The following is a 20819-nucleotide window of genomic DNA, read 5'->3' on the forward strand; positions in this document are numbered from 1 at the left end:
TGTCTCAAGTGTCACCGTTTTGGCTGACTCCCCGAAGCGAGATGCGCATTATAGAGAGAACTTGGTTCACTGCAACCCCTTTTTTAATCTTTTTTACTAACTGCACAGTTATCAAACAAATGGCTTGTTTATATGCCGATTTAGAGGGGCACCGTAAGCTTTTTTGTTACTATCTCTTAACTATATAAATAGGCAGGGCTAAAAATGACGATTAGGCAATACAAAAATATACTACCGACTCTAGGTAACGGTACTTACATAGATGAGTCGGCTGTATTAGTTGGTGATGTAACCTGCGCAGAGGATGTGAGTATTTGGCCACTTGTTGCAGCTAGAGGTGATGTGAATTATATAAAAATCGGTGCCAGAACCAACATACAGGATGGATCTGTATTACACGTCAGCCGTATCAGCGTAGCTAACCCTAACGGTTTCCCACTAATAATAGGCGAAGATGTAACGGTAGGGCATAAGTGTATGCTGCATGGTTGCATACTAGGAAACCGTATATTAGTCGGTATGGGCGCTATAATTATGGATGGTGTTATAGTGGAAGATGATGTTTTTATAGGAGCTGGAACCTTAGTGCCACCAAATAAAACACTAAAGAGCGGCTTTTTGTATAAAGGCAACCCTATGCAACAAGCTAGACCATTAAAAGAATCAGAAACTCTATTTTTGAAACAATCTGCACTTAATTACGTAACACTAAAGAATGAATATATAGAAGGTTTAAAACGATAATAGCAACCCAAAATGGTGAGCAAATAAGCTCACCTTTATTTTGACGTTATAACGTACTTCTTAATGTTTTAATAACGGGGTCTACATCAGGGCGCACGCCCTTCCATAAATAGAAGCTTTCCGCTGCTTGTCCGACTAACATCCCTAAGCCATCAAATGTATTATTTACACCTAAATTTTGAGCGTGATACATTAAGATTGTAGGCTTGTCACCGTAACTCATATCGTACACTGTTGTACTTTGACTGATAATATTATCTGCGATTGGTGGCAACTCGCCAGATAAACTCGTTGTAGTTGAGTTGATAATCAAATCGAAAGGCTGTTCAATACTATTTAGCTCATCAAACCCAATGCCAATAAAGTTATTTTGAGGAATTAAAGAAGCCAATAACTTTGCTTTTGATTCAGTTCTATTAGCAATGACCAACGAATCTGGAGCCAGATTCAAAATAGACTGTAGCACTCCTCTGGCAGCTCCACCTGCACCTAACAATAAAACTCGTATACCTTTAATGCATACACCTAAGCGTAATAGATCTTGTACCAAACCTGGGCCATCAGTGGTATCACCCAGAAAACGACCATCTTCTTTACGGATTACAGTATTTACAGCACCTGCTAATTTAGCATTGTTAGATAACTCCCCTACCCATTTTGAGACTTGCTCTTTAAATGGCGAAGTTACGTTGCATCCTTTGGTTTCTGAGTCCTCAAAGAAGGACTCAATTGTTTCTACAAAATTATCCGGTGTTGCAAAGGTTTTGTCATACCCAATATCCATGCCGAACTGCTTTGCAAACATAGCGTGAATAATAGGAGACTTACTTTGTGCTATTGGATTACCGAAAACAGTATACTTGTCAGTCACGACAACCACTCCTGAGGTTTTAGATAATTGCTATACAAGTCAGCTTCTTTACTACCCTCTTGAGGTTTGAAATCATATTCCCATCTAGCTAAAGGAGGCATCGACATCAATATAGACTCAGTACGGCCTCCAGTTTGAAGTCCAAAAAGAGTGCCTCTGTCATACACTAAATTAAACTCTACATAACGACCACGGCGGTATAATTGGAAGTCTCGTTCTTTTTGTGAAAACACTTCATCTTTTCTTTTTTCAACAATAGGTACATAAGCCTCTAAGAATCCATTACCTACGGCCTGCATGAACTTAAAGCTCTTTTCAAAACCTTTAGAATTCAAGTCATCAAAAAATAATCCACCAACACCTCGCGTTTCATCACGGTGTTTCAAATAGAAATAATCATCACACCATTTTTTATATTTTGGGTACACATCCGCACCAAAAGGTACACAAAGCTTATTTGCTACCTGGTGCCAATGTTGAACATCTTCTAAATATGGGTAAAAAGGCGTTAAATCAAAGCCCCCTCCAAACCACCATACTGGCTCCTCACCTTCTTTTTCAGCAATAAAAAATCTAACATTTGCATGGGTAGTCGGTACGTAAGGGTTATGAGGGTGAATAACTAAAGATACTCCCATAGCCTGAAAGCTTCGCCCAGCTAGTTCAGGCCTAGCAGCCGTTGCTGAGGCTGGTAATTCACCTCCAAATACGTGAGAAAAATTTACTCCACCCTGCTCAATCACATTACCATTTGTTAAGACTCGCGTGCGGCCGCCACCGCCTAATTCTCGCTGCCAATTATCTTCAGCGAAAGACCCTTTCCCATCAGCAAGTTCTAGGGTCTGACAGATATTGTCTTGTAGCTTTAATAGGTATTGCTTAACTTTTTCAATATTTGAATTAAATTCAGATGTCATCTATTTGTCTCTTATAATTTGTCCTGTCATCCCATGACGTATTTGACTAGGTTTTTTATTTCCACCCAGTTCACCTTCGACCAAAACAGGAGGCTCACTAAATTGTTTATTTAATTGTTCAGCATTAAGGGCGGGCTGAGTCCCAGCGACATTAGCACTGGTAGAAACAAGAGGCTTGTTAAACAGCTCACATAATTGACCTACAACAAGATGTTGAGACACCCTAACTGCAATATAATCACTATCACCAGTAATCCATTTAGGTGCGTGCTTAGAAGCGGGTAACAACCAAGTTATAGCAGCTGGCCAACTAGAAAATATTTCCGTACGCATATCCATAGGAATACGAGCATCATCTATGTAGGGTAAAAGTTGGGAATATGTTTTGGCCACTAATATCAGTCCTTTTTCAACTGGCCTATTTTTAATTTTTAATAGTTTTAATACCGCTTCTTCGTTATCAGGATCACACCCTAAACCTAAAACACCTTCTGTGGGATAAGCAATAATCCCCCCTTGCAACAAAGTCTCTAAAATGAGGTCTGAATCTTTAATACTCACGTAATTCGCTCTTAATATTCATATAAGGTTTTATTAATCAGTCTTCAATTCTATTCTAGACTGAGCAGTATCTGATGTATCTAATTCTGGAGAACAATACAAAATACGTGAAGACTTGATACCTTGCTCAATGAGGTAAGTCTTCAAATTAGCCTGGCGTTTATCACCTAAAACCTTTATCTCTGACTTTAATGCAGTAGTAATAACAGTACCCTGCGCAACGGATAAATCCTGATAATTCGAAACAGAGCAGGTTTTAAGCTGCAACTCTGGCTTATCTTGCATAAGCAACACCAGCTCTGACAAATATTGTTGATTTTCATCAGTTAATGAAACCTCCCCGGTCTCGAATAACAAGGGTTCGAATCTCACCTTAAGTAAATATTCAGCGCCAGATAAAGCTACTGAAACAACGGATGCATAGGGAACAAATGTTGTCATTAAATAATCTTTAGCTTGTGACATTGCAGCCTTTTTTAGCACCAATCCTATAAAGCTTTCGATACCAAATGATGGTGAGGCGATATTTCCACGCAATGGAACTGTCAATTCAATATTGTCTTGATCGTCTTTTAACATACCTAGCGCAATATTTAATGGCATAGCCTTACCTTCTTTAATCGTGCCTTGCTCGACCTCATCAGCGCTGGCCATTTCGATTCCGCGCATAAAAATAGTGGTATTTCCAGCAATCTGGTCATCAATAATTTTAACATCTAAGTTTAAGTCTAACTGGCCACTCTTCATTTCAAAGCCAAGGGCGTCTTTCATGTAAGGAGAAATAGAAGGTAGTGATAATTCATCTACATTACCAAATAGGCTGGCATTTAAAGCTTCACCAAATGGGGAAACAAACCCACTAGCATCAATCTTTAGGTAACTTTGGTCTTTAGCTTTTAATTCATATGGACTTTGCAAGTCTGTATCTAAGCTATTAATCGGGCCAATTTGAAGAGTTTCTATAGTGATTTTTTGATCATAGGTTGGTGAAACACTTTGATCGTTAAGCAAAATAATGGCGTCATCTACAAGCATAAATTTATTTAGTGCAAAACCTATTGCTGGCTTTTGCTCCGCTTCCTGTTGCGATAAACCTTCATCCACCAGCTCTTCAGTCGACTCAGTAGAAGGTGCATCTGTTGTTTTTGCTGACGCTTCATCTGGAGTAAGAGCGCTAGTGTCAACCAAACTTAAAATACTTTTATCTGAATTGATTTTAAGATCGGTTAACAATCCTTGTATTGTAATCGCATCTATAGATAAGAAATTATCATTAAACTTAATATCGTTTATCGATAGCTCCTGAATACTCACAATGGGTAAATCTTCTGCTAACGACCTATCTTCAGATAAGTTTAAAGACTTAATAGTAACTGCTGACTCGGAGATATGTGGTTGCATATCAACAACAGAAGCATTGGCCGCAACATCTATTAACTCCCAGTTTATCAAACTATTATCTGCGCTTTGTAGACCAAGGTTTCCTTGGGTAAACTCAGTTTTCATTTTTGTAGATAACATTATCAACTCACCAATAGGTGTCGCTTTTACAAGCAAATTGTTCAGGGTGACTTGATTACGCTTACCTTCAAAAATCCAAGGCTCGTAGTTTATTAATATAGTATCAAAGGTAAGCAAAGTTTGCTCTGAAGCTAGTTTTATCTCGTCTGCAGATACCTGTAATTTAGGCGAGCTGCTAAAGGATAATAGTCCAGACATGTTTACCCCAAAATCGGCTAAAAGGGGGCTTAATTCATCTAAGTCTAAGTTATTTAACGATACCTCCGAATCAATCACACCTACGCCAGCATGCATTGATAAGCTTGATTTGATGACCACAGGGGCGTTATTTAATTTAGCATCTATGCTTAACCCTAAATTATGATCTACTTGGTCCACTTCCACATCATTTAGAGAAAAGTCATTTAACGTTAGTGTTTGTTGAACACCGTCAATATCTGCATCTACAGTAAAATCTTCCAATTTGAATTCAGGCAAAATTAAACGGAAATCTGGGGTTGGCTCGACAACCTCCTTAGATGTAGGTTCATCAACTACTTGAGCATTATCACCTGGCGTTAAATCAATACCCGCAACAAACAAACTGTTGCTTTGTTTAATAACCTTTAAATTAGTTTCTTTAATACTAAAAGTAGAAATATAGATCTGTTTAAATAGCAGTCTATGTAAGCGCACGCTGATATCAAGCTCATCCACCGCCAATACTGTAGTTCGGCTACTATCGAGTAACGATAAGTCCCTCACAGTCAAAGTAGAAGTAAAGGGATTAAAGCGGATACTAGAATCAACTCCTAAAGTTAAGCCTAAATCACCTACAGGTTCAGTAGCAAAATGGCGCACCACCCAAGGGGATGCAATCCAAATGAGCAGATAAGCAAGGACCATAAAAATCAGTAAATATATTAAAATGCCACGCAGTAGGGAAGAAAAGGAGTGTTTGGTTGAGGATGTCATCTTGGCTTCTTTTGTAGAATGTTTAACAGCAATACCTATGTAATTTTTAGGGTTAGCTTTTAGTTTATGTTTTTAAGTTCAGGCTTAGGCATAGAGTACTGACAAGGCTTTTGAGGGCATAGCAACTCATGACCTGAGCTGCCTTTCTTTTCCTGCATCAATGGCCAATTACATTTTGGACACGGATATTCAACAGGGGGAAGATTAAGCACATACTTACACTTAGGATAATTATCACACGCATAAAATGGCTTGCCAAACTTATTTGTGCGTTTTGCTAGCCGACCTTTTTCGCATTTTGGGCAAGTTAGCTTGGTTGCCTCACTGTGTTTTTGCGAATCGATATAATGACAAGTTGGGAAATCACTGCAACCAATAAATAGTCCATATCTGCCTTTTTTTATCACCAATTCACTGTTGCATAATGGGCAGGATGATCCTTCAATGGCCTTTATCTCGGTATTTTCATATTCGTGTAAAGGCTTTGAGTAATCACAGCCTGGATATTGAGTGCAGCCAATGAAAGCACCGGACTTTCCGTGCCTAATACCTAACTTTGCAGAACATTTTGGGCAAGGCCCAAAAGCCTGCTCAGACCCTTCTTGTGCAGAGAACAACGAGTGATCAATCTTAGACATATAATTTAATCACTCTTTTGTAATTAATGAAGCGGTCCTTCTGGCTCTTCAAACAATAAGTCTTCCATCTGAGCATAAGCATTTTCTTTGCCTGGAACATTGAATAATACCATGAGCACAACCCATTTCATGTCTTCTAAACAAAACTCTTTAGATTCAATTTCCATCACCCTATCAATTACCATTTCTCGGGTAGTTGAATCTACAACATTAATTTGCTCTAAAAATAGTAAAAAGCCTCTACACTCAATATCTAATCGCATTTCTTCTTCTTGAGTGTAGACACGAGTTACAAATGAGGTAGGTCCTTTAACTAAATAAGGATTAATATCTGTTTCTTGCAGTGCAGCTAGTTTTTCTAGCCAAGACAGAGCTTTGTATATTTCATCATGATGAAAACCTGCTCTGATAAGTTCATCAGTCAATTCATCTTGATCAACACGGATCTCTGTTTCACTATGAATGAAGTTTTCAAACAGATACATGAGGATATCGAACATATTATTTTTCCCCCAACTTAATATAACCTCCAGGAACGGAAGTTACTAAACCGCGTAACTCAAACTCTAATAATTTTGACATAACTTCAGTTACTTCAATGCCTGAGCGCTGAGCCACTATATCTAGTGGTGTCACTTCAAAATCTACACTATCTAACAATTTGTCAGATGCCAAGCTTTGAAATGATTTTTTTTTCAATTTATCTTCATTCGAGTTTGCTAAAAGATCATTAACCTGGGGAAACTCTTCTAAAATATCTTCAATACAAGTTACTAATTTTGCCCCTTGTTGAATAAGAAGATTACACCCAGAAGCAAGGGGGTTTTGAATATTACCAGGAATAGCAAGTACTTCCCTATTTTGCTCCAAAGCATACCTTGCTGTTATCAATGAACCACTTTTAATCGCCGCTTCTACGACTAGCACTCCCAAGGACAAACCACTAATTATGCGATTTCGACGGGGAAAATTCTCGGGGCGACTTAGTGAACCAGGTGCAAACTCAGATATAATCACACCATCGTGCTCAAGTATTTGTTCCGCTAATTTTATATGCCTTCGGGGATACATTTTATCAATAGCTGTACCTAAAACAGCTATAGTTGAGCGCTCTCCGATTAATGCTCCTTGGTGAGACAAACCATCAATTCCCATAGCTAGGCCACTTGTGACAATCCAACCTGATTCACATAATAAGTGAGCAAAACGTTTAGCGCTCTCTTTACCTTGAGGTGTAGGGTTTCGGCTACCAACCATTGATAATTGATAACTCGATAATAAATCGCAACGACCATAACCAAATAAAACAGGAGGAGCACTGGGTATTTGTTTAAGTAAATAGGGATATTTTGAATGAGCAAAATGAATCAAAAATCGTTGTTCTTTATCATAAAACCACTGCAAACTTTTATCAATTAGTTGCCTATTGGGTGTTGTGATTGCAGATATTTGTTGTTGATTGAAGCCAAACTCATCGAGAGTTTCGGCAGATGAAGACAACAGCTCTGCCAAATTGATATTAAATTTTGAATAAAACTTTAACCAACGGCTAACACCAAACCTTGGAATTTGACTTAATATTAGCCAATTAATTAGAGCTTTTTCATCATCATTAGTAGATACAGTTTCATGGGCAACGTCCTGTCGCATAAAGTACTCCTTGTTATGGCTTCGCGACTATCATTCCTTTTCTAATAACTTTAGCTGACTTTGTAATAAGTGCATAACTTGCCTTTTCAAAGGTTTTAAACACGATAATTTCCCCTACCTTAAATGCGGGTTGGTTAATTTCATCACCTATATTAAAAGCACTTCTAATCGCAGCTGTTTCACCTTCATATTTGGGCTGTGGTCCATCTATAATAGTTGGTCCTTGACTATAAATACCCATGATCGTTCCTGGTACTATCTCTTCGTTACCTAGATCTAAAATAACTACATTATATTTACCTAGTAAATTATGTTGTTCCAAGTCATCAATAATAAATCCCGTTTGCTCAGTAGCTGCAGTCAATACAATATCTGCGGGTAAACTTCTATCTGCAGGGATAATTTTATCTGCACGTTTTACTTCCAACTTAGCATCTACTATCTTAATTAAACTTTGCTTATCAAGATCAGTATTAATTAGTTTTGCTTCAGCAACGTGACGGACTTGTAATCCAAGAAAATTCCCTTCCATATCGTATAGTTCATTCTGTTTTCTAACAATCTGTAAATCCTCGTTTTTGCGTCTCGATGCTTTACTAAGAACAACGCTATCTGTGGCATACCTAACCGCTCCGTCACTATCGCCTAATACGTAAGGATAACGGTCATAATCATCCTTGGACATTACAGATTCATTTTCAACATAAGGCCGAATGACTGACCATGGTAAAGCAGGTATAGGCTCAACAAACTTACTGGTTTTTTTACCTTCTGGTGACAATTTAATCTCTAGTTTTGGTTCATCTCTCACCACCTCTAAAACAATTTCACCAGCAGCATTCTTTACTAAACGTAGTTCATCACCTGGATATATTAAATGGGGGTTAGTGATATGAATATTCGTGCGCCATAACTCTGGCCACAACCAGGGTTTATCCAAATACATGTTAGATATATCCCAAAGGGTATCGCCCTTCTTCACGACATATACTTCTGGCGCGCTTTCTTTAACCATTATCGTATCTGCAAAGCACAAAACAGGAAGGAGTACTAAAAAAGCCAGAAACTTACATATTTTTTTACTTATCATTCTTATATCTACCCTAAAGCAGTCACTATTATGTTTTGGATCCATTTAAGCTAGAATAGCTTAGGATAAATACGAATAAATAGTGGATTCTATTTAATCGTATAGTAAATAATACACACACCAATGTTAACTTAAACCATGTTGCGTATAGTTTAGATTGGGTAAATTAGTTCCTGAGTCTTTTATAAGACTTATTATAGTTGAAATATATCATGGCAATATTAGAAGTATTACGTTTCCCAGATGAAAGGCTACGTACTGTAGCAAAACAAGTAAACACAATAGATAAAGAAATTACGACCCTAGTGGAAAATATGTTTGACACTATGCGTGAAGAAAACGGTATTGGGTTGGCAGCATCACAAGTTAACGTCCATAAACGTGTTGTGGTTATGGACGTTTCTGAAGAACAAAATGAGCCGTTGGTATTTATCAACCCTGAAATCACTCACAAAGAAGGTAAAACCATTAGTGAGGAAGGCTGTCTCTCTGTTCCTAATAATTTTGCAAAAGTAGAACGTGCAGAGAAAATAACCGTAACCGCTTTAGACAAATCAGGAAAACAATTCTCTCTTAATGCTGATGGCCTATTAGCCATTTGTATACAACACGAATTAGATCACCTTATGGGCAAATTATTCGTAGATTATTTATCAGTCCTAAAGCGACAAAGAATCAAAACCAAGCTTGAAAAAGAAGCCAGACTAGCCGCAAAAGGCTAAGTAACCATTGGATACATCATTGAACATTATTTTTGCTGGTACACCAGAGTTTGCAGCCCTACACCTGCAAGCACTTATCGATTCAGAACATAATATAGTTGCCGTGTATAGCCAACCTGATCGGCCTGCAGGCAGAGGGAAAAAACTTCAAGCTAGTGCAGTAAAGCAATTAGCATTAGAGAATAATTTAGATGTTTACCAACCAGAATCCCTTAAACCTGCAGAAGCACAGGCTCAACTAGCCGAATTAAATGCAGATATTATGATAGTGGTTGCGTATGGCTTAATTCTGCCCAAGCTTGTCCTAGATACACCTAAGTTAGGCTGTTTAAATGTTCATGGTTCACTTCTTCCCAGGTGGAGAGGGGCTGCCCCCATCCAGCGTTCATTGTGGGCAGGAGATGCTGAAACAGGCGTTACAATAATGAAAATGGACGAAGGACTCGATACAGGCCCAATGTTACTCAAACAAGCTTTGACGATTGAAGCTACAGATACCAGTGCCAGTTTGTATGAGAAATTATCAGTAGTTGGACCTAAGGCACTGTTAGAAGCCTTGTCTCAACTAAAATATTTACAGCCCGAAGAGCAAGATAACAACCTAGCAACCCATGCTAAAAAGTTATCCAAAGAAGAAGCAAAAATAGATTGGGGCACATCAGCCTTACAGCTAGAGCGTAATATCAGGGCATTTAACCCTTGGCCAATGGCTTTTTTTAGTGTGCAAGATGCCAATATCAAAGTACATGCAGCTGAAGTCATTGCGACTCCTGCAGACAAGTTAAACATACCTCCTGGACATATAGTACAAGCAGGAAAGAGTGGAATTCTAATTGCTACAAAAGAAGATTGCCTTTTGCTAACCAAGCTACAGCCTCCGGGTAAAAAACCAATGTCAGCAGCCGACTTATTAAATGGCAGAGGCGAATGGTTCAAACAAGGTACAGCCCTAAAATGAGCAACTTAATTTGGCGCTTTCTTAGATGAATTTTAAAAAAAAGCCCGGGCGAACCAAACACCACCCCCTTAATCTTCGAGCTGAAGCAGCTAAAGTTCTATTTCAAATACTAGAAGAAGGTAAGTCAGCCCGAGAATGCTTACCTATGGCTCAAGAGAAGCTTAAAGATCAAGATAAAGCTTGGTTACAAGAGATGATATATGGGGTATTGCGAAATCTCCCCATACTTCAATATTGGTTGAGACAATTATTAGATAAACCACTTAAAAATCGATACAAAATTGTTGAACATGTAATCATGCTAGGTTTTTATCAACTCGCATTTAGTCGCGTTAGCCAGCATGCTGCGGTTTCAGAAACAGTATCAGCCTGCCAAGGGTTAAACACAGATGCAATGAAAGGCTTAGTGAATGCAATCTTACGTACTTTTTTACGAGAAGAAGTCTTTAAAGGAGCATCCCCTAATGAACAAATTGCATCAGGTCTGCCTAAGTGGTTGTTTAAAAAATTAAAATTAGAATACCAAGATAATATAACCGATATTGTGAGCAATATGCAGGTTAAAGCTCCCATCTGGTTAAGGGTAAACAGACTGCAAATTTCTTCAGATGAATATAAGACTGCACTAAATAAAGCGAATATCGAATATCAAGAATCCGACGATCATGATGCTGGGTTGGTGTTAATTTCAGGGTGTGATATCACAACTCTACCAGGTTTTGATCAAGGCTGGTTTGCGGTTCAAGATGGTGCAGCTCAACTTGCGGCATCTTATTTAGAGCCTAAAACTGGAGACAATATTTTGGATTGTTGCGCAGCTCCTGGAGGGAAAACCTGCAATATACTGGAGTTACAACCTAAACTAGCATCCCTTTGCGCTTTAGAAGTTGATCAAATTAGGGCTAAACGAATCGAAGAAAACTTAGAAAGGTTACAACATACAGCTAAAATTATTATTGGTGATGCGAGTAAGCCTAATCTTTGGTGGGATAAACAACAGTTTGACCGAATTTTACTTGATGCCCCCTGCTCAGCCACTGGAATTATACGTCGTCATCCGGATGTAAAGTGGTTACGTAAGGCTGCAGATATAGAAGTGTTAGTAGAGCTACAAAAACAAATATTAGACGCAATATGGCTAACATTAAAACCCGGAGGCACGTTATTGTATGCTACCTGCTCTATACTACCAGAAGAAAATCATCAGCAAGTTAGTCAGTTTTTGGCGCGCACTCCTGACGCACAATTAGACAATAGCTTTTGTAACGATTCCGCCGCTAAACCTGGCCGCCAAATATTGCCAGGGGAGCAACAAATGGATGGTTTCTATTATGCCAGACTGTTAAAGTCAGAGGCTCAATAGCTATACATTATCAGCTTAATGTAACCTTTAAGCTAGCTTGGATAAAATTAATAATAAGGTTTGAAAACCAAGAATAATCATGAAAATAATTATCTTAGGCGCAGGACAAGTCGGAGCGACTTTAGCAGAAAACTTAGTCGGTGAAAAAAACGAAATTACCGTTATTGACTCTGATATTGAAACCCTCAGGCAACTCCAAGATAGACTAGATCTTCAGGTGGTCTCTGGAATGGGTTCACATCCCGATGTGCTGAAAAAAGCCGGAGCTGAAGATGCTGACATGTTGATTGCAGTTACGAATAGTGACGAGAGCAATATGATGGCATGTCAGGTTGCATATAGTTTGTTTAAAACCCCCACAAAAATAGCCCGTGTACGCTCTGAACAATACATTATTTATCAAGAGCAATTATTCAAACACCTAGATGTTCCTGTGGACCATCTAATTGCACCTGAACAATTAGTTACTAAAGCAATCAAGCGCCTAATCGACTATCCGGGCGCATTACAAGTTGTTGAATTTGCTGAGGGCAAGGCTAGTTTAGTCGCAGTCAAAGCTTATTATGGAGGTTTATTAGTTGGGCATGCACTTTCTACCTTAAAAGAGCATATACCAAATGTTGATACCCGAGTTGCCGCTATTTATAGGAGAGGCAGGCCTATTCGCCCCCTCGGCACTACAATTATCGAGGCGGACGACGAGGTGTTTTTCATTGCAGCAACAAAACATATACGAGCTGTAATGAGTGAGCTACAAAAACTTGAATCAAGTTACAAACGTATAATGATTGCAGGGGGGGGCTTAATAGGGGCTGGCCTTGCTAAATTACTCGAACATAATCATAACGTTAAGTTAATTGAATATAGTCCAGAGCGCGCAAAATATTTGTCAGCTCATCTCGATAAAACGATTGTATTCTCTGGAGATGCTTCAGACCACGAATTATTAACAGAAGAAAATGTCGAACAAGTTGACGCCTTTATAGCCGTCACTAATGATGATGAAGCCAATATTATGTCGGCCATGCTGGCGAAGCGACTTGGTGCGCAAAAGGCAATGGTATTAATTCAACGAGGCGCATATGTTGATCTTGTACAAGGAGGTGAAATTGACATCGCTTTCTCACCTCAACAAGCAACCATTTCAGCATTGTTAACCCACATTCGACGAGGAGATATAGTTAACGTTTATTCTTTAAGACGCGGTGCAGCAGAAGCTATTGAAGCTATTGCCCATGGAGACAAAAATACTTCTAAGGTAGTAGGAAAAGAAATTCGTGACATAAATCTACCTCCAGGTACAACCATAGGTGCAATTGTCCGCAGTGATGAAGTAATCATTGCCCACAGCAATACTGTTATAGAAGCAAATGACCATGTCATTTTATTTCTAGTCGACAAAAAATTTATAAGCCACGTTGAAAAACTATTTCAACCTAGTGCCTTCTTTTTTGGATAACGTTATAGATTATTAACCCACCCATTTAAAAGTTCTAAAAGTTTGCTTTCAAATCTCTAAAATACATTTCCTATTTATTTTAGGTATGTTACTTTTTAAATACACGAACAAAAAACAATCAATAAAAGCATTTTAGAATGATGGATTATTTTAAACCTGTACTTAGCATAAATCTTCGCAGTTCTTTATGTTCAATGGCTTTGTTGGCCATTCTACTCGTCAGTCAAAGTGCCTTATCCAACCCTCGTATTGCAGTCATTGATTTCGATCGTACCGGTATTAGGTACCCATATTTAAGCCAAGAAATCGCAAACCTACTATCTAATCAGTTAGTTAATTATTCTCAATTTATTGTTGTAGAAAGAGAAAGACTGAATAGCATAATGGGAGAGTTAAAACTGAGCTCAAGTGGATTGGTAGCCTCTAATCACGTCATTCAAATCGGAAACTTAACTGGTGCAGAATATTTATTAACTGGACAAATTTTAAATGCAGATATTGATAGAGAAACTTTTTCTGGATATGGAGTAAGAACCACCAAAGAAACATATCACTTAGGTGTAAGTATTCGCATATTAGACACGCAAACTGGTACCATTGTTTTTTCAGATAGTCTACAAGCCGAACATACTCTGCAAGACAGTCAAAACCGCTCAAACAAAAATCGTACATTTACCGAATTAGCACAGCAAATTAGCTCTAGCTTTGTGGAACAAATAAATCAAAGCAACCAGTTTAAACTAGAACAAGACACCACCCCAAGCTCAGTTTTAGTCCAAATACAATCAGTCCCAGATGAAGCAGACGTTGAAATTGACGGTGTATTTTACGGAAACGCGGGGGAATCACTTTCCCTTCCTGCAGGTATGCATACTGTTAAAATTAGTATACCTGGCTATGACGCATGGGAAAAAAAGGTGTTACTACGTGAAAACTTATCAATTAAGGCAAGACTAAGAAAATCCGCTGACTTTAGAATTGAAACTAATAATTAGAAAAATATATATTAAAAAGGAGTTAACAATGAGGCTGTATATCCACTCAATATTAATGATGATTTGTTTAGTGGCAATAAATGCAGAAGCGTTTGCTGCGCCAAGAGTAGCAATAGTTGATTTTGAAAACCGCACTCATTACCGCACAAGTTGGCGTTTAAATTCAGGCGCCGCAGATATGCTAACGACAGAGCTTGTTAAAGCAACAAAGCTAGATGTGTTTGAAAGAGAACGCATGAGTAGTATCTTAAAAGAACAAGACTTTGGGCAGTCGGGAAGGATAGACCCATCTACAGCGGCAGAAATTGGACGTCTAATAGGTGTCGATTTTATCGTAACAGGAGCTATTACTGAGTTTGGTAGTAGTAACTCTGGAGGTGGTGGTGGGGGTGTTAATATAGGGAAAAAGAACTTTATGGCTAGTGTTGATGTGCGGATTATCGATGTGAATACTGGGCAAATCGTTTTTGCAGATACAGGTACGGGTAAAAAGTCATCAACCAATGTTAAAGTATTCGGGTTTGGTGGAGGAGAGAAAAATAACACCAAAAATGAAACTGCGTCACTACGTAAAGCAATGAAAGACCTTGCACAAAAGATAGGTGATGCAGGTTTAGAAAACAAACTAAGCTCTACTGGTTCCAACCCAATACCAATAACAAGCTCAAAAGACACTCTCATAGCTTATATAGATGACGATGAGGTTACTTTAAATAAGGGGTTTAGCTCAAATTTAGTAGTAGGCAATACTTATAAAGTTAGACGCCCTACAGGCAGCATCAAAGACCCTAAAACAGGTAGAGTGATCAAGATAAAGTATAAAACATTAGGAAAAGTTAAAATTACCGCAGTAGAAGATAGCTATTCAGATGGAGTTTTAGTTGAAAATAAGGGAGTGGAAGTTGGAGATGTGGTTGCTGGCCCAAAAGGAGTCGCAAAGGTATCGAAACCCAAGCTAACACCGGTGCAACAAGAACCCGTCTATGTTGCTAAAAAAGAAGCGCCTTCTGAGCCAGAGGTAAAAGAAAAGTCTAGCTTTACCTCTATGGCAGCAGGAGTTTTTTCTAACAAAGGCTCTAGTAATGTTACAACGCGCTCCCATGACATTGAAATTGATGCCTACGATGAAGATGCTTTAGAAGATTATTATGAAGCACTAAAAGCCTCAATTAATTGGATGTCAATGTTAAGTGGATTAACTATGGATCAGGCTCGCCAAGCTAATATTGATCAGCTACATATGGTTTATGGCATGTTCACAGGTAAAATAGAAACCTCTAAAATAGAACTTGAAGATTGGCCTTTAGAAGCCAAACAACAAGGGTGGAAAATTCTAGGAAAAAAAATAATTAAGTACAGTAAGTTATTCGAAAAACACAGAGCTAGAATATTAAAAAATGATGCAGTTAGTTCAGACTCTAAAGAAATGATTGGTGATATAGAGCTCATTACAGAAGAAAGTTTGTTTGAAGCCTAAAATCAAATAGTAAAACGGCTCAACTTCTCCAAAATGTTGGTGAAAACAAAACTAAAAGAGAAAATATCTCTAAGCGACCAAACAACATCGCTATGATTAACAACCATTTACCAGCGTCTGATACATCAGCATATGTGCCTGCAACGTCACCCAAACCAGGGCCAAGGTTATTTAGTGTGGCGGCAGTTGCAGTAAATGCGGTTACATCGCTCATACCAGTTGCAATTAAACACACCATTATAATCACGAAAACCATCGCATAAGCAGAGAAGAACCCCCAAACTGCCTCGACAACTCTATCAGGTAAGGCTCTATCCCCTAATTTTACCGAATACACTGCTTTTGGATGAATAAGGCGATTTACCTCACGCTTCCCTTGTAAATAGAGAAGTAAAACTCTTATCACTTTCATACCTCCACCAGTAGAGCCGGCACACCCTCCAATAAAGCTAGAAAAAATTAACATAATAGGTAAAAACGCCGGCCATTGAGAAAACTCTGTTGTAGCAAACCCAGCAGTAGTGCTGATAGAAACCGACTGAATTAAAGCTTGATCAAATGCGGTACCAGCGTCATCAAACCAGCTAAAGTGCATTAAAACAACAAAACATGCTAGTGCCAAAGAAAACTGGATAAGGAAAAAAGCCTTTAATTCAGGATCATAAAAATATCCCTTTAAACTACGACCACTTGCCGCTCCATAGTGAAGTGAGAAATTTAACGCCGCTATCCATAAAAAAATCACACATACAATATTGACACCAACGCTATTAAAGTGGCCTAGGCTCGCGTCATAGGTACTAAATCCTCCAATCGCAATAGTTGAAAATGCATGGCAGATTGCATCAAACCAATTCATTCCCACCGACCAAAAAGCTATGGTGCATGCAGTTGTTAAAGACAAATAGATATACCAAAGGTGCTTAGCTGTATCAGCAATGCGAGGGGTCATTTTGGAATCTTTAACTGGTCCTGGTGTTTCGGCACGATATAGCTGCATTCCCCCTACCCCGAGTATAGGTAAAATAGCCACAGCTAATACAATAATCCCCATCCCTCCTAACCATTGGAGCTGCTGTCTGTAAAATTGAATTGCTTTAGGCAAATAATCAATACCTTCAATAACGGTAGCACCCGTGGTAGTTAAGCCAGAGAAAGACTCGAAGAAAGCATCGGAAGTGGACATTTGAGGCTGCTCTAGTAACAAGAAAGGCAAGGCCGCAAAACTTGCTAGAACAGTCCAAAATAACACAACGATTAAAAAACCTTCCTTTGCTCTCAAGTCAAAGCGATATTTTCTGTTTGGGTACCATATGGCTAATCCAGTAACCAAGCATAAAATAAATGCCATTAAAAACGGTAAGCCACTACCATCTTCATAGATGACAGAAACGACAGCAGGTGGAATCATAGTTACACTAAACAAGGCGATTAATAGCCCTAAAATTCGGATAATCGTACGGTATTGCATAACTTAATTGATTCTCATTAAACGTTAACCAAATTTATAATAGACGCGGAGAAATACAGCATAAATAGCTTAAAGGCCTCCCATTAAGTTTGATCTTTGCATTGTATATTATTAATAAAAAAGAATAGAACTGTACGATAACAGAAAGGTACATCTACAGCTATTATTTGGCTAGCAACACCACTGTATGTCTAAAAATGATTTAGGCTTTTATGAAACTAAATGATTTAAAGAGGGGGCGATAATTATTTACTTACCCAAACAACAATGTGCTTATAATTTTTAAGGCTATTTTTTTAAAATCTCTGCTTTAAAAAACTAAAAAATGACTTTCATCTATTATAATTAGTGTGTATCTTATTCGCTTATTTTTGAAATAAATAATACTGTAATTAAGTTATCCACATAGATTATTTCAAAAGTAACTTTCTGCACCATTACTATAAACACAAGCAAAATACTGTTTTATAACAATTTTATTGTAATATTATTGATTATCACAATCCAATCTGCTTACCTTCTGTATTTATTATCTACATAGTTATCCACATTCACCTTTATAGTATACATAGATGATTAATTTCAGTTATGGCATCCTACTTAATCTTCAGCCAACACAACCTATCCAGGCTTAATACCATGAAAAATACTCTACACATTTTATCCGAACCTCTTATATTGGTTGATGGTTCATCTTATTTATTTAGGGCCTATCACGTTCCTTACTTACAAGCTTTAAGTACTTCATATGGACAACCTACAGGCGCCATTACTGGGGTCCTAAATATGATAAAGAGTCTTCAAAAAAGCTATCCTGCAGGTAATATTGTGGTGATATTTGACGCCAAAGGAAAAACCTTTAGAAACGACATGTATCCTGAATACAAAGCCAATCGGCCACCTATGCCAGATGACTTACGAACCCAAATTGCGCCACTTCATCAAATAATTGAAGCTATGGGATTACCTTTATTAGTAATTGAAGGAGTCGAAGCCGATGATGTAATCGGTACCCTAGCCCATCAGGCATCAGAGTTGAAAATTGAAACCATCATATCTACAGGTGACAAAGATATGGCTCAATTGGTGACCCCTCATGTCAGACTAATCAATACAATGACAAACGTGGAAATGGATGAAGCTGGAGTTGTCGAAAAATTTGGAGTGAAACCAGATCAAATTATCGATTATTTAGCCTTAATGGGTGACAAAGTCGATAATATTCCAGGGGTCAATAAATGCGGTCCTAAAACAGCAGCCAAATGGCTAAACGAACATGCCTCTTTACAAGAGGTTATAAAAAATGCAGATAAGGTTAAAGGAAAGATTGGAGAATATTTACGTGAGGCAATAGAGTTTCTGCCATTATCGTATAAGCTCGCCACCATTAAACTTGATGTAGAGTTAGAACTTAACGTTACAGAGTTGAAACCAGTCTCACCAAACGATGAACGTTTAATTGAACTCGCCAATAAGTTTGAGCTTAAACGATTATTAACAGAGATAGCTCAAAAAGCTGAGATATCTTTAGAAAATGAATCCGCAGAAAAAAATATTGGTGAGTCTAGTAAAGAGAGTAATCAAAATTATCAAACGATCTTTAACCAAGAAGAATTAGATATTTGGATAGAGAGAATCTCTTCATCTGAGTTATTCGCATTTGACACAGAAACGACGAGTTTAAATTATATGGATGCAGAATTAGTTGGCGTTTCCTTTTGTGTAAAAGAAGGAGAAGCCGCTTATGTTCCATTTGCACATGACTATTTAGATGCACCAGAGCAATTAGAAAGGTCAATAGTACTTGATGCTTTAAAACCGATATTGGAAGATCAGTCCATTAACAAAGTAGGGCAACATTTAAAGTATGACAAAAATGTTCTAGCGAATTATGGAATAAACCTTCAAGGAATAGCTTACGACACTATGCTAGAGTCCTATGTATTAAATAGTGTTGGCTCAAAACATAATATGGATAGTTTAGCCGAGACTTATTTAGGGAAAACAACCATACATTTTGAAGACATAGCAGGGAAAGGAGCTAAACAACTAACCTTTAATCAAATCCCAATCGAAAAAGCCGCTCCCTACGCTGCTGAAGATGCTGATATTACGCTGCAATTACACAATGCTATTTGGAACAAGTTAAGCCAAGAAAAAGAACTCAAAGAGGTATTTGAAACCATAGAGTTACCCTTAGCTCCAGTGCTAGCTAGAATGGAACAGTTTGGTGTATTGATTGATAGCCAACAGTTAGCTCAACAAAGTCAAGATATTGCGATGAGAGTACTTGAGCTAGAAAAAGAAGTTTATGAACTAGCAGGCGAAGAGTTCAACCTAGGCTCAACAAAACAATTACAAGAAATTTTGTTTAATAAGATGCAATTACCTGTTCTTAAAAAGACCCCCAAAGGTGCACCGTCAACAGCCGAAGAAGTTTTACAAGAGTTAGCTAACAGCTACCCTCTTCCTAAATTATTGATGGAGTTCAGAGGGTTAAGCAAGCTAAAAAACACCTATACAGATAAGCTTCCAAAAATGATAAATGTACGTACCGGAAGAGTGCATACCTCCTATCATCAAGCAATTGCCGCTACGGGTAGGTTATCTTCAACAGATCCTAATCTCCAAAATATACCTATTCGTACTCCTGAAGGTAGGCGAGTAAGACAAGCCTTTATTGCTAGAGATAACTATAAAATTGTAGCAGCCGATTATTCACAAATAGAGCTACGTATTATGGCGCATCTTTCTGGTGACAAGGGATTACTAAGAGCTTTTGCATCTGGAAAGGATATACATTCTGCTACTGCTTCTGAAGTCTTCAGCACACCTTTAGAAAACGTTACAACCGAACAGCGTAGAAACGCCAAAGCCATTAACTTTGGACTTATATATGGCATGTCTGCATTTGGCCTCTCTCGTCAACTTAATATTTCGCGACAGGATGCCCAGAAATATATGGATGTATACTTCGAACGCTACCCTAGCGTTCTCTCCTATATGGAAAACACTCGAGAGTTAGCTAAAGAAAAAGGCTATGTTTCAACAGTTTTTGGTAGGCGTTTATACTTACCAGAAATAAATGCAAGCAATGGTATGCGCCGAAAAGGAGCAGAAAGAGCCGCCATTAATGCTCCGATGCAAGGAACAGCGGCTGATATTATAAAGAAAGCAATGTTGGCGGTAGACCAATGGATTCAAGAGCTCCCCAAAGATGAAATTAGAATGATAATGCAAGTACATGATGAGCTAGTATTTGAAATTGCAGAACATAAAATACCTGAATACAAAGCTAAAATTGTGTCCTTAATGGAACAAGCTGTGACTTTAGATGTCCCTTTAGTGGTAGAAGCTGGTTTAGGTGAAAACTGGGATGAGGCCCATTAATCGTACATTAAGTTCAGTTAATCGATTAAAACGCATAA

Annotated in this window: 17 protein-coding genes; 8 read left to right on the plus strand and 9 right to left on the minus strand. The window is 38.2% G+C overall.

The window, feature by feature from the left end; translation table 11 throughout:
* Window positions 1-204: 204 nt before the first annotated feature.
* Window positions 205-744, plus strand: coding sequence for a gamma carbonic anhydrase family protein (locus EOK74_RS20265; RefSeq protein ID WP_133471945.1), 540 nt, complete (start codon window positions 205-207; stop codon window positions 742-744).
* 46 nt (window positions 745-790) lie between these two features.
* On the opposite strand, the gene aroE is transcribed toward EOK74_RS20265, so the two are convergent.
* From aroE to EOK74_RS20305, 8 genes are read right to left on the minus strand one after another with little or no spacing between them, the layout of a single operon-like run.
* A complete protein-coding gene (gene aroE, locus EOK74_RS20270; protein WP_133471946.1) occupies window positions 791-1615 on the minus strand; it encodes a shikimate dehydrogenase in 825 nt (274 codons plus the stop codon).
* Window positions 1612-2532 carry an oxygen-dependent coproporphyrinogen oxidase gene (gene hemF / locus EOK74_RS20275; RefSeq protein ID WP_133471947.1) on the minus strand — a complete coding sequence of 307 codons (921 nt, stop codon included), beginning with the start codon at window positions 2530-2532 and terminating at the stop codon, window positions 1612-1614. The genes aroE and hemF overlap by 4 nt, the downstream gene beginning before the upstream one ends.
* Window positions 2533-3093, minus strand: a complete 561-nt coding sequence (tsaC, locus tag EOK74_RS20280) for an L-threonylcarbamoyladenylate synthase type 1 TsaC (RefSeq protein ID WP_133471948.1) — start codon at window positions 3091-3093, stop codon at window positions 2533-2535. It lies immediately after the preceding gene.
* Between the two features lie 33 nt (window positions 3094-3126).
* A complete protein-coding gene (locus EOK74_RS20285; protein ID WP_133471949.1) occupies window positions 3127-5568 on the minus strand; it encodes a DUF748 domain-containing protein in 2442 nt (813 codons plus the stop codon).
* Window positions 5569-5627: 59 nt separating this feature from the next.
* Window positions 5628-6206 carry a DNA topoisomerase family protein gene (locus EOK74_RS20290; RefSeq protein ID WP_133471950.1) on the minus strand — a complete coding sequence of 193 codons (579 nt, stop codon included), beginning with the start codon at window positions 6204-6206 and terminating at the stop codon, window positions 5628-5630.
* Window positions 6207-6229: 23 nt separating this feature from the next.
* Window positions 6230-6706 (minus strand): DUF494 family protein, encoded by a 477-nt coding sequence (locus EOK74_RS20295; RefSeq protein ID WP_133471951.1) that lies wholly within the window; start codon window positions 6704-6706, stop codon window positions 6230-6232.
* Window position 6707: 1 nt separating this feature from the next.
* Entirely contained in the window at window positions 6708-7856 is a 1149-nt protein-coding gene (gene dprA, locus EOK74_RS20300) for a DNA-processing protein DprA (RefSeq protein WP_133471952.1), read from the minus strand.
* A 13-nt stretch (window positions 7857-7869) separates the two neighbouring features.
* Window positions 7870-8946, minus strand: coding sequence for a LysM peptidoglycan-binding domain-containing protein (locus EOK74_RS20305; RefSeq protein WP_133471953.1), 1077 nt, complete (start codon window positions 8944-8946; stop codon window positions 7870-7872).
* Window positions 8947-9158: 212 nt separating this feature from the next.
* Here EOK74_RS20305 and def point away from each other — a divergent pair, with 212 nt between their 5' ends.
* The 6 genes from def (at window position 9159) to EOK74_RS20335 (ending at window position 15920) form a co-directional block, all read left to right on the plus strand.
* The gene (def, locus tag EOK74_RS20310; RefSeq protein ID WP_133471954.1) at window positions 9159-9668 is read left to right on the plus strand and encodes a peptide deformylase; all 510 of its coding nucleotides are present in this window, start codon (window positions 9159-9161) and stop codon (window positions 9666-9668) included.
* Window positions 9669-9675: 7 nt separating this feature from the next.
* Window positions 9676-10626, plus strand: a complete 951-nt coding sequence (gene fmt, locus EOK74_RS20315) for a methionyl-tRNA formyltransferase (protein WP_133471955.1) — start codon at window positions 9676-9678, stop codon at window positions 10624-10626.
* A gap of 25 nt (window positions 10627-10651) precedes the next feature.
* A complete protein-coding gene (rsmB, locus tag EOK74_RS20320) occupies window positions 10652-11989 on the plus strand; it encodes a 16S rRNA (cytosine(967)-C(5))-methyltransferase RsmB (RefSeq protein ID WP_133471956.1) in 1338 nt (445 codons plus the stop codon).
* 79 nt (window positions 11990-12068) lie between these two features.
* Window positions 12069-13448: a Trk system potassium transporter TrkA gene (trkA, locus tag EOK74_RS20325; RefSeq protein WP_133471957.1), complete on the plus strand. Its 1380-nt coding sequence runs from the start codon at window positions 12069-12071 to the stop codon at window positions 13446-13448.
* Window positions 13449-13585: 137 nt separating this feature from the next.
* Window positions 13586-14443 (plus strand): CsgG/HfaB family protein, encoded by an 858-nt coding sequence (locus EOK74_RS20330; RefSeq protein WP_133471958.1) that lies wholly within the window; start codon window positions 13586-13588, stop codon window positions 14441-14443.
* Window positions 14444-14471: 28 nt separating this feature from the next.
* A complete protein-coding gene (locus EOK74_RS20335; protein ID WP_133471959.1) occupies window positions 14472-15920 on the plus strand; it encodes a CsgG/HfaB family protein in 1449 nt (482 codons plus the stop codon).
* Between the two features lie 19 nt (window positions 15921-15939).
* Here the strand turns inward: EOK74_RS20335 and EOK74_RS20340 are convergent, their stop codons facing one another.
* Entirely contained in the window at window positions 15940-17391 is a 1452-nt protein-coding gene (locus tag EOK74_RS20340) for a TrkH family potassium uptake protein (protein WP_133471960.1), read from the minus strand.
* A 639-nt stretch (window positions 17392-18030) separates the two neighbouring features.
* Between EOK74_RS20340 and polA the strand changes: the two genes are divergently transcribed.
* Window positions 18031-20781, plus strand: a complete 2751-nt coding sequence (gene polA, locus EOK74_RS20345) for a DNA polymerase I (protein ID WP_133471961.1) — start codon at window positions 18031-18033, stop codon at window positions 20779-20781.
* The last annotated feature ends 38 nt before the right edge of the window (window positions 20782-20819 follow it).

Origin of the sequence: Paraglaciecola marina (genome assembly GCF_004360155.1) — a bacterium.
Taxonomy (GTDB): Bacteria; Pseudomonadota; Gammaproteobacteria; order Enterobacterales; family Alteromonadaceae; genus Paraglaciecola; species Paraglaciecola marina.

What these genes read in the sequence shown, in the direction of transcription:
- EOK74_RS20265 (WP_133471945.1), top strand. Translation starts at nt 205, where the DNA reads ATGACGATTAGGCAATACAAAAATATACTACCGACTCTAGGTAACGGT.
- hemF (WP_133471947.1), bottom strand. Translation starts at nt 2,532, where the DNA reads ATGACATCTGAATTTAATTCAAATATTGAAAAAGTTAAGCAATACCTA.
- EOK74_RS20285 (WP_133471949.1), bottom strand. Translation starts at nt 5,568, where the DNA reads ATGACATCCTCAACCAAACACTCCTTTTCTTCCCTACTGCGTGGCATT.
- EOK74_RS20290 (WP_133471950.1), bottom strand. Translation starts at nt 6,206, where the DNA reads ATGTCTAAGATTGATCACTCGTTGTTCTCTGCACAAGAAGGGTCTGAG.
- EOK74_RS20295 (WP_133471951.1), bottom strand. Translation starts at nt 6,706, where the DNA reads ATGTTCGATATCCTCATGTATCTGTTTGAAAACTTCATTCATAGTGAA.
- dprA (WP_133471952.1), bottom strand. Translation starts at nt 7,856, where the DNA reads ATGCGACAGGACGTTGCCCATGAAACTGTATCTACTAATGATGATGAA.
- EOK74_RS20305 (WP_133471953.1), bottom strand. Translation starts at nt 8,946, where the DNA reads ATGATAAGTAAAAAAATATGTAAGTTTCTGGCTTTTTTAGTACTCCTT.
- def (WP_133471954.1), top strand. Translation starts at nt 9,159, where the DNA reads ATGGCAATATTAGAAGTATTACGTTTCCCAGATGAAAGGCTACGTACT.
- rsmB (WP_133471956.1), top strand. Translation starts at nt 10,652, where the DNA reads ATGAATTTTAAAAAAAAGCCCGGGCGAACCAAACACCACCCCCTTAAT.
- trkA (WP_133471957.1), top strand. Translation starts at nt 12,069, where the DNA reads ATGAAAATAATTATCTTAGGCGCAGGACAAGTCGGAGCGACTTTAGCA.
- EOK74_RS20330 (WP_133471958.1), top strand. Translation starts at nt 13,586, where the DNA reads ATGATGGATTATTTTAAACCTGTACTTAGCATAAATCTTCGCAGTTCT.
- EOK74_RS20335 (WP_133471959.1), top strand. Translation starts at nt 14,472, where the DNA reads ATGAGGCTGTATATCCACTCAATATTAATGATGATTTGTTTAGTGGCA.
- EOK74_RS20340 (WP_133471960.1), bottom strand. Translation starts at nt 17,391, where the DNA reads ATGCAATACCGTACGATTATCCGAATTTTAGGGCTATTAATCGCCTTG.
- polA (WP_133471961.1), top strand. Translation starts at nt 18,031, where the DNA reads ATGAAAAATACTCTACACATTTTATCCGAACCTCTTATATTGGTTGAT.